The organism is Brevundimonas sp., from assembly GCF_036732845.1.
In the GTDB taxonomy this organism is placed as follows: Bacteria; Pseudomonadota; Alphaproteobacteria; order Caulobacterales; family Caulobacteraceae; genus Brevundimonas.
The window spans coordinates 1-2,710 of the sequence record NZ_DAINBO010000086.1 but is presented as its reverse complement, the minus strand read 5'-3'; the positions used below and the strand labels follow the sequence as shown (position 1 = coordinate 2,710).

At 69.4% G+C, this 2,710-nt stretch carries 3 protein-coding genes; all 3 read right to left on the bottom strand.

The genetic code is table 11. The annotated features are described in order from the left end of the window. Nucleotides 1–641, bottom strand: a 641-nt coding sequence (locus V7D63_RS13410; RefSeq protein WP_333592778.1) for a methylenetetrahydrofolate reductase, incomplete at its 3' end; no start/stop codon positions are given. Continuing rightward, a complete protein-coding gene (locus V7D63_RS13405) occupies nt 641–1,603 on the bottom strand; it encodes an ArsR/SmtB family transcription factor (protein ID WP_333592777.1) in 963 nt (320 codons plus the stop codon). The genes V7D63_RS13410 and V7D63_RS13405, both read right to left, overlap by 1 nt. 54 nt (nt 1,604–1,657) lie before the next feature. After that, entirely contained in the window at nt 1,658–2,584 is a 927-nt protein-coding gene (locus V7D63_RS13400) for a 2-hydroxyacid dehydrogenase (RefSeq protein ID WP_333592776.1), read from the bottom strand. Nucleotides 2,585–2,710 lie beyond the last annotated feature (126 nt).

Here is a 2,710-nt window from a genome sequence, read left to right as displayed (position 1 = left end):
AAGCGCAGGAAGGCGTCGATGTCGAAGAAGAACTGGCTGACCGCGCGGGTGGCCCCGGCGTCGACCTTGGCCTTCAGCACCTCGATGTCGTGGGCCAGGGACGGGCTTTCGGGGTGCCGTTCGGGATAGACGCCGACGGTGATGTCGAAGCCGCCGATGCGGGTGATGGCGCCGGCCAATTCGGTGGCGTTGGCGTAGCCGTCGGCGCGCGGCGTATAGACGCCGCCGATGCCGCTTCCCCCCGGCGGATCGCCGCGCAGGGCGACGATGTGATCGACGCCGATGGCCTTGTAACCCGCGATGACCTCATCGACCTCGTCACGGCTGGCCTCGACGCAGGTCAGGTGGGCGGCGGGGCGCAAGGTGGTCTCGGAAATGATCCGCTGGACCGTGCGGTGGGTGCGCTCACGCGTCGAACCGCCCGCGCCGTAGGTGACCGAGACGAAGGCCGGGTTCAGCGGCTCCAGCCGACGGATCGCCTTCCACAGATTGGCCTCGGCCTCGTCGGTCTTGGGCGGGAAGAATTCGAACGAGACGCGCACCGGGTCGCGGTTCGATCCGGCGCGGGCCACCGGTCCCAGCGGCGAGAGCAGAAGGGCGCGGGCCTCAGCCAGGCTGCGGGAGGAGGGGGAGGCGGCCATCAGGCGGTCTTTCGGGCGGCTTGGGCGGGCCGCTGGGCGGTCCAGATGATGACGGTCAGGCCGTCCTTGTCGGGCGGCAGGGCGATGGGGGCCGAGGGCTTCAGCCCGGCGTCGCCCAGCCAGCGGCGGATCTCGTCGTCGGCGAAGCCCAGGCGGCGGTGCTGATGCTCGTCGCGCAGGCGTTCGATGTCGTGCGGGGCGAAGTCGACGATCAGCAGCTTGCCGCCCGGCATGACCAGACGCGCGGCCTCGGTCACGGCGGCGGCCGGATCGGCCAGGTAGTGCAGCACCTGATGCACCAGCACCAGATCGGCGCTTTCGGCCGGCAGGCGGGTCGAGAAGATGTCGCCGTGGCGCAGTTCGACCCGGTCCAGGCCCGCGCGGGCGACGTTGGAGCGGGCGATGTTCAGCATGTTGTGGCTGAGATCCAGGCCGATCGACATCCGCGCCTTCTTGCCCAGAAGCGTCAGCATCCGGCCCGAGCCGGTGCCCAGATCGACGACCCGTTCAAACGGGCCGGAACCGGCCGCGCGCTCGATGGCGGCCTCGACGGCGGTCTCGGCGACATAGAGGCTGCGGATGCGGTCCCATTGGGGCGCGACCTGTTCGAAATAGGCGGCCGCGGCCGTCTCGCGCTCCTTGCGCACATCGTCCAGGCGGCGGTGGTCGGTCTCGGATTCGCCGTCGGCCAGAAGGTCCAGCACCGTGTCGATCAGCAGGCGCGCGTCATGGTCCGACGACAGGCGATAGAAGACGCGGGCGCCGTCCGGGAATCGCTCCACCAGACCGGCGTCGCTCATCAGCTTCAGATGGCGCGAGACGCGCGGCTGGCTCTGATCCAGCACGCGCGACAGCTCCATGACCGACAGCTCCTCGCCCGCCAGCAGCGACAGCACCCGCAGCCGGGTCGGTTCGCCGGCGGCGCGCAGGGCCTCCACGGTCTGGTCGGCGGTCAAGGACATCAGTACATATAAGGATATCCTTATATGTTTATGCAAGCAGAAAACGCCGCCGGATCAGGGGATCGGCGTTACGAGACCGCGTCCGTTCAGGCCCGCGTCGAGATTCTGGAGCAGCAGCATCAGCATGGCCTGGACCGCCTGGGTCGTGGCCCCGCCCGTGTGCGGCGTCAGAACGACATCCGGCAGATCGGCCCAGCGCGCGGGATCGGTCGGTTCAGGCTCGAACACATCCAGCGCCGCGCCGCCCAGGCGGCCGGACTTCAGCGCCGCGATCAGGGCGTCCTCATCGACCAGTTGACCGCGCGCGACATTGACCAGCAGGCCGTCGTGACCCAACGCCTCGATCACCTCGCGCGAGATCAGGCCCCGGTTGTCGTCGTCGGCCCGGCAGGCGACGACCAGGACGTCGCTGTCCCTGGCCAGGTCGAGCAGCGAGGCGGCCTTCGGCCAGGGCGCGTCCTTGTCGCGCGGTCCCCACCACGAGACGCTCATGCGAAAGGATTGGCAGCGCCGGGCCACGGCCTGGCCGATGCCGCCCAGGCCGACGATGCCCACCCGCTGGTCCTTCAGCGAGGCGGTGATGGTCTTGGATTCGGTGGTCCAGCCGCCCGCGCGCACCTGGCGGTCGCCCGAGACGATCCGACGCCGCGCGGCCAGGATCAGGGCCAGGGCGTGATCGGCCACGTCCTCATGATTGACGCCGGGGGCGTGGCTGACCTTCAGCCCGCGCGCGCGGCACCAGTCGACGTCGATCTGCTCATAGCCGGCGGTGAAACAGGCGATCTGCTCCAGATTGGGCAGCCGCTCGATCAACGCCTTGTCCAGCGGGAACTCTCCGGCCACGACCAGGGCGCGGATGTCGCCCTGAGCCTCGACCGGCGGACCCTCCCAGAAGCGATAGACGACGTACGGCCCGTCCAGAAACGCCGTCAGCGGCGCCAGATGCCGCTGCATGATCAGGATCGCGGGACGGTCGGTCATGACGCCAGCTTAGCGCGGTCGAAGGCCAATGCGACCCCCGACCGCGCCAGCCCGTTGATCAACCGAACAGTTGGTCGTTTTGCGGGGTGTTGTTGCGGTGATCGGGGGCGTTGATCAGGGCGGCGA